This is a genomic window from Winogradskyella sp., from assembly GCF_965656915.1.
Classification (GTDB): domain Bacteria; phylum Bacteroidota; class Bacteroidia; order Flavobacteriales; family Flavobacteriaceae; genus Winogradskyella.
Genome location: NZ_CBFHMI010000012.1, coordinates 55,883 through 63,151 on the forward strand (window position 1 = coordinate 55,883; position 7,269 = coordinate 63,151).

Here is a 7,269-nt window from a genome sequence, read left to right on the forward strand (position 1 = left end):
AGTCAATAAGACTTTAACCCAAATTAAAGAGAGCAGTGACAGCTAAAGATATATTAGGAAATCCAGATTATCAAGCCATATCTTATGGAGGTTATCGCGAAAAAACTAGAGAAATTCAACCTACTGTGCCGCAGTTGAAAGAGGATTTAAAAATCTTATTTGCAATGGGTATTAGGGTGATTAGAACTTACAATGTACAGCCTAAGTTACCTCATGCTTCTAATATTTTAAAAGCCATAAAGGAACTTAAAAAAGAAGATTCTAATTTCGAAATGTATGTTATGCTAGGTGCATGGATAGATTGCTTGAACGCATGGACAGATAAGGAACCAAATCATGATGTTGAAAGCCCAAACAATGCAGGTGAGATTAAAAGAGCAGTTGCATTAGCTAATGAATATCCAGACATAGTCAAAATTATAGCTGTTGGTAATGAAGCTATGGTAAAATGGGCAACTTCATATTATGTAAAACCTCAAGTTATTTTAAAATGGGTGAATCATTTACAGAATTTGAAGAAAGAGAATAAACTTTGTAAAGATTTATGGATAACAAGTTCAGATGATTTTTCATCCTGGGGAGGTGGTGATAGTCAATATCATGTGGAGGATTTAGAAAAGTTAATTGAGTCTGTTGATTATATATCTATGCATACCTATCCATATCATAATTCTCATTATCATCCAGAATTCTGGGCGGTACCTGATGCGCACAAGCATATGCCAAATACAACGAAAATTGAAATGACTATGGAGCGCTCTGTTCGGTTTTCTCAACGGCAATATGAAGCCGTATTTAACTATGTTAAAAGCTTAGGTGTTGATAAACCAATTCATATTGGAGAAGCTGGTTGGGCAACTATTTCTAATGGTCATTATGGACCAAATGGATCAAGAGCTACAGATGAATATAAACAAGGACTATACTATAAACTGATGAGGCGCTGGACAAACAGAGCTGGTATTACTTGTTTTTATTTTGAAGCTTTCAATGAACAATGGAAGGATGCACAAAATGCTAGCGGATCTGAAAATCATTTTGGTTTATTTACAATAGATGGAAAAGCAAAATATCCGATATGGGATTTGGTAGACCAAGGTGTTTTTGAAGGCTTAACTAGAGATGGAAACCTTATAAAAAAAACGTATAACGGTGATAAAAAAGAACTCTTAAAAGATGCATTAGTTCCGCCTTTAGAGTATGAGATATTAGCAAGTAGATAAGAAGCCTTATTGCAATTAGAAAGGCATACAAAGACAGTTTGGACTGCTGAACAAAAAGAGATAAAAGAAAATATAAAGACTAAAACATGAAATTAAGTAAACATATTTTTATAACAGTAATTGTGTCGATTTTTATTTTGTCCTGTAACCAAAATTCCAAATCAAAAAAGCAGATGCAAACAAAAAGTCAATTAACAGCAGAGGATATTTTGGGTAATCCAGAGTACTTAGCTATGTCTTATGGTGGCTACAGATATGCAGATCATAGCATCGAGCCAACAGAAGAAGAACTTAAAGAGGATATGAAATTACTTTCGGCAATGGGAGTAAAGCTAATTCGTACCTATAAATTACTTAAGCCACAAGCCGCAAATCTGGTAAAAGTTATAAGTGAAATGAAAAAAGAAGACTCTAAATTTGAAATGTACGTTATGTTAGGTGCGTGGGTTGACTGTAAAAATTCATTTTATTCCGGAGACGGAGACCCGATTCACAGCCAAGAAAATGAAGAAAATCCAGCAGAAATTGAACGAGCTGTAGCTCTTGCTAATAAATATCCAGATATTATAAAAATAATTGCAGTCGGTAACGAGGCGATGGTTAAGTGGGCTGCAAGCTATTATGTTGAGCCGAATATTATTTTAAAATGGGTTAATTACCTTCAAGAATTAAAAAAAGAAGCTAAGCTACCAAAAGATTTATGGATAACAAGTTCAGATAATTTTGCTTCTTGGGGAGGTGGTGGTGAAGAATACCATGTAGAAGACTTAAATAAACTAATAAAGGCCGTTGATTTTATTTCAATGCATACTTATCCTATGCACGATACACATTATCAACCTGAATTCTGGCAAAAGCCATTTGCCACAGAGGGTATGACGGATTTAGAAAAGATCGATGCATCTATGATAAGAGCAAAAGAATATGCGATGACACAGTACCATAATGTGAAAAATTATATGGAAAGTCTCGGCGTAAATAAACCAATACATATTGGTGAAACAGGATGGGCAAGTTTTTCAGATGGCCATTATGGCGAAGACGGATCTAAAGCATGTGATGAGTACAAAGAAGCACTTTATTACAAGCACATGCGCGATTGGACTAATGATGCCGGATTGTCTTGTTTTTATTTTGAAGGATTTGACGAACCTTGGAAGGGTGGAGAAAATTCAGGGAATTCTGAAAAGCGCTTTGGATTGTTTAAAGTAGATGGAAAAGCAAAGTATGTGCTATGGGATGAAGTTGATAAAGGAACATTTAATGGTTTAACGAGAAATGGAAATGAGATAACTAAAACCTATAATGGTGATAAGGAAGCAATGATGAAGGATGTTTTGGTGCCACCTGTAAAGGAATAAATATGAGTATATCAAAATATAAACAACATGAAACTAAGTAACTATTTTTCGACTTTTTTCTTAGTCTTATTAATTATGAGTTGCACTGATAAACAAGAACAGTTAAAGGTAGAGGTGTTTGAAACATCAGCTAGTGGAAATAGGTTAACACTTGTAACAGACTTTACGGTTTCAGAAAATACGTCTACAATTAAGTTGAATCCAGAAAAGAAATACCAGACGATTACAGGATTTGGAGGAGCGTTTACAGAATCTTCAGCATATTTATTAAATAAGTTGAGTAAGAAAAACAGAGCGAAAATTATTGAAGCTTACTTTAGTGAATCTGGAGCTGCTTATTCATTAACCAGAACACACATGAATTCATGTGATTTTTCATTAGACCAGTATTCTTATGCACCGGTTAAAGGAGACACAGAATTAGAACATTTTACAATTGAAGAAGATAAAGATGATTTAATTCCATTTATTAAAGATGCTATGGCTGCATCAAAAGACGGTTTTAAAATATTTGGTTCGCCTTGGACCGCTTCTCCCTGGATGAAAGATAATAAAGAATGGGTAGGAGGAAAGTTATTACCTGAGTATTATGATACTTGGGCATTATTCTTTTCTAAATATGTAGATGCCTATAAAGCTGAAGGTATTGATATTTGGGGCTTTACAGTTGAAAATGAACCATTAGGAAATGGCAACAATTGGGAAAGCATGCATTATTCACCTGATGAAATGACAAACTTTGTTATGAATCATTTAGGTCCTAAGTTAGAAGCAGATGGAAAAGGGGATTTAAAAATTTTAGGCTATGATCAAAATAGAGAGCATTTAAAAGAATGGGTAGATTCTCAATTTGAAAACGAAGAAACATCAAAATACTTTGATGGTACAGCTATTCATTGGTATGCTAGTACTTTTGAAGTTTTTCCTGAAGAATTACAATATGCTCATCAAAAAGCACCAAATAAATATTTAATTCAGTCAGAAGCTTGTGTAGACGCAGAAATCCCTGTATGGAAAGATGACGCATGGTATTGGAAAAAAGAAGCTACTGATTGGGGTTGGACTTGGGCACCAGAAAAAGACAAACATTTACACCCAAAATATGCACCAGTTAATCGCTATGCACGAGATATTATTGGATGTTTAAATAACTGGGTAGACGGTTGGGTTGATTGGAATATGGTTTTAGATAGAGAAGGTGGGCCTAACTGGTTCAAAAATTGGTGTATTGCACCAGTAATTGTAGATCCGGACGCAGATGAGGTTTATTTTACACCATTGTATTATACGATAGCACATTTCAGTAAATATATAAGACCTGGAGCAGAAGTAATTGACGTGGATAAAACAGATGATGATTTAATGGTTACAGCATGCAAAAATCCAGACAGTTCTATTGCTGTCGTGATTTTTAATGAAGGAAAGGTACCTAAGGATTTTTTATTATCCCTAAAGGATGAAACAAAACATATAAGAATAAGCGGACAAGCTATTCAAACATTAATAATACCAACTAACAAATAAATCTAATCATGTCAGAAATTAAAACTGCAGCTAAAGATAGAGTGCCTGTTGGGCAAAAAGCAGCATTTGGTGCTGGTCACTTTGTGCTTAATCTTTTACCAGGAGTACTAGGAGTCTATTTACAAGTATTTATTTTAACAGCCTTTGGAATGGATCCAGTTTGGGCGGGACTTTTAGGTGGCTTGCCCAGAATATTTGATGCCTTAACTGACCCAGTTATGGGCTTTATATCAGATAATACTAAATCGCGTTTTGGAAGAAGAAGACCATACATTTTTGCTGGTGCAATAATTAGTGGAATACTGTTTATTTTAATGTGGCAATTAGATGAAAATGCTTCTCAAACATTTAATTTTTGGTATGTAATGATATTACAAATCCTATTCCTTGTGGGAAATACCATGTTTGCAACTCCGCTTGTAGGATTAGGATACGAAATGACATCGGATTACAATGAGAGAACAAGGTTAATGAGCTTGGCCAATTCTATGGGGCAAATCGCTTGGATGATTGTACCTTGGTTATATGTAATAATTCCTGATGTTAATACTTTTGATAATCCTGCTCAAGGAGTAAGAACAATGGCAGTAATTGTAGGTGGTGTATGTATTTTATTCGGCGTTTTACCTGCATTTTTCTGCAGAGGTATGGATTCTTCACACATGGAGAATAGAAAGGAGATTAATTTTAAAACTTTAGCATCCAACATGAAGGATTTGTGGGCAGCTATTAAACAAGTGTCCAAGAATAAACCATTCATGAAACTTTGTGGTGCAACATTTTTAGTATTCAACGGATTTCAGTTAGTTGCAGCTTTCTCTGTATTCATTATTGTATTTTATATGAATAAAGGAAGTTGGGAACTTGCTGGCACCTGGCCAGCATGGTTTAATACACTTAATGCTATTATAACAGCATTCATTGTGATACCGATTATATCTAAAATGGCTACAAAATGGGGGAAGAGAAATGCTTTTTTAATTTCTACATTTTTATCAATTATTGGATATATTCTAAAATGGTGGGGATTTGATGTTCAACTTAATGATAGCTTTAACGAAACATCTTTAGGACAAAGTTTAACTGGTGGTGTGGCCTCAATTTTTGATTTTTTAAACCCATATTTAGAAAGTGCAGGTATGTCATGGTTTAGTATAGATACCAGTAATGGGATTCCATGGTTAATATTTTTGCCTATACCATTATTCGCATTCGGAATGGGAGGACTATTTACCCTAATGATGAGTATGACTGCTGATGTTTGTGATTTAGACGAACTAGAAAACGGTATGCCAAGAAAAGAAGGGACTTTTGGAGCAATTTATTGGTGGATGGTAAAGTTAGGCCAGGCTTTAGCCATTATTTTAAGTGGTGTTATATTAAAAATTGTTGGCTTTGATCAAAACATTGCAGAACAAGCAACAGAAACTATGACACGTCTTAGAATAGCAGATATAATTGTGCCTGCATCAACAGCAGCTCTAGCAATGCTTGTCATGTGGAAATATAGTTTAAATGAAGACAGAGCTAGAAAAATAAAAGAAGAATTAGTTAAGAGAAGAGGAGAATTATAAAAATTAAATTAAAAAGTAAATGTCTTACAGAGAAGAATCATATTATAAATATAAAGGCTACAAGCAAATTGCAACGCAAGGTATAGATGTATCAAAATTTTCAAAAGAGGAATTAAAAAACTTATGGCGTAAAACACTCGATGATGGTTTTCATGGTATATGTTTTAGTATGTATGAAGATGGTCAAAATCCTGGTGATGATATTAGTTTTGAACAAGTTGAGCGCAGAGTTAGTATCTTAAAACCGTATGTTAAAGCAATACGTTCTTTTTCGTGTATTGAAGGTAATGAGCATGTTCCTGTGGCGGCTAAAAAGCAGGGTTTTAAAACATTGGTAGGTGCTTGGTTAAGTGATGATATGCAGGATAATGAAAAAGAAATTGAAGGATTAATTGCCCTGGCTAAAGCTGGGAATGTAGATGTGGCTGCAGTAGGTAATGAAGTCTTATATCGTAATGACTTAACACTTGAAGAATTGTTGGGTTACATAAAACGAGTAAAAGATGCTTTAGAAGGATTAGATATACCTGTAGGTTATGTAGATGCCTATTATGAGTTTTCACGTCACCCTGAATTGGTAGAAAATACAGATGTTGTTTTAGCAAATTTATATCCGTTTTGGGAAGGCTGTCCTATTGAGTATTCATTAGGTCATATGCAGGCTATGTATGGTCAAGTTGTTGATGCAGCGCAGGGAAAACCAATCATTATTACAGAAACAGGTTGGCCAAGTGAAGGAGGGAGTTACAAAGGTGCTATTGCTGATGTTGCTGCTGCAATGAAGTACTTTATCGACACGGTAAACTGGACCAAAGAAAACGAGATACCAATATTCTATTTTTCTTCTTTTGACGAATCTTGGAAAACAGGAGATGAAGGCGATGTTGGTGCTTATTGGGGTTTATGGGATAAAGATGAGAAACTTAAATACATCTAAAATGTAAGTGTAAATTATGTCTCGTAGAGAAGAAAAATTTTTTGCGTTAGCATCCATGGACTATGCTGGGATGTCAATAGATGATTTAAAAGATCTATTTAAAAAATCATTAAAATCTGGTATTCATGGTCTTTGTTCTAGTCCTTACGAAGAAGGGCAAGAGCCGGGAGACCAATTATCCGAAAAACAAATACGTCGTAGATTAGAAATAATAAAACCATATACAAATTGGATTCGTTCTTTTTCTTGTACTGATGGTAATGAACTGATACCAAAAATCGCTAAAGAAATGGGTATCAAAACGCTTGTTGGAGCATGGTTAGGTAATGATCCAGAAATTAATGAAAGAGAATTAGAGGGCTTGATTAGTTTGTGCCATCAAGGTGTTGTTGATATCGCTGCCGTAGGAAATGAGGTAATGTATAGAGGTGATTTAACAGAAGGAGAGCTTTTAGATAAGATATACTTTGTAAAAGCTTCAATTAAAGATTTAGATATTCCTGTAGGCTATGTAGATGCGTACTACGAATTCGAAGAGAGACCTGCAATCACAGAAGCATGCGATATTATTTTAGCAAATTGTTATCCTTTTTGGGAAGGGTGTGATTTAGACTACTCATTGTTATATATGAAAGACATGTACAATAAAG

General features: G+C 34.6%; 6 protein-coding genes. All 6 read left to right on the forward strand.

Features of this window, described 5'->3' with window-relative positions; all coding sequences use genetic code 11:
• Positions 1-35 precede the first annotated feature (35 nt).
• The gene (locus ACTG3Y_RS05555) at positions 36-1,223 is read left to right on the forward strand and encodes a glycosyl hydrolase family 17 protein (protein ID WP_439151930.1); all 1,188 of its coding nucleotides are present in this window, start codon (positions 36-38) and stop codon (positions 1,221-1,223) included.
• 86 nt (positions 1,224-1,309) lie between these two features.
• Positions 1,310-2,584 (forward strand): glycosyl hydrolase family 17 protein, encoded by a 1,275-nt coding sequence (locus ACTG3Y_RS05560; RefSeq protein ID WP_439151931.1) that lies wholly within the window; start codon positions 1,310-1,312, stop codon positions 2,582-2,584.
• Positions 2,585-2,659: 75 nt separating this feature from the next.
• Entirely contained in the window at positions 2,660-4,108 is a 1,449-nt protein-coding gene (locus ACTG3Y_RS05565) for a glycoside hydrolase family 30 protein (RefSeq protein ID WP_439151932.1), read from the forward strand.
• 8 nt (positions 4,109-4,116) lie between these two features.
• Complete coding sequence (locus ACTG3Y_RS05570; protein ID WP_439151933.1) at positions 4,117-5,682, forward strand: MFS transporter; 1,566 nt, start codon at positions 4,117-4,119, stop codon at positions 5,680-5,682.
• A 19-nt stretch (positions 5,683-5,701) separates the two neighbouring features.
• Positions 5,702-6,619: a glycosyl hydrolase family 17 protein gene (locus ACTG3Y_RS05575; RefSeq protein WP_439151934.1), complete on the forward strand. Its 918-nt coding sequence runs from the start codon at positions 5,702-5,704 to the stop codon at positions 6,617-6,619.
• Positions 6,620-6,635: 16 nt separating this feature from the next.
• On the forward strand, positions 6,636-7,269 hold a 634-nt coding region (locus ACTG3Y_RS05580; protein WP_439151935.1), incomplete at its 3' end, for a glycosyl hydrolase family 17 protein.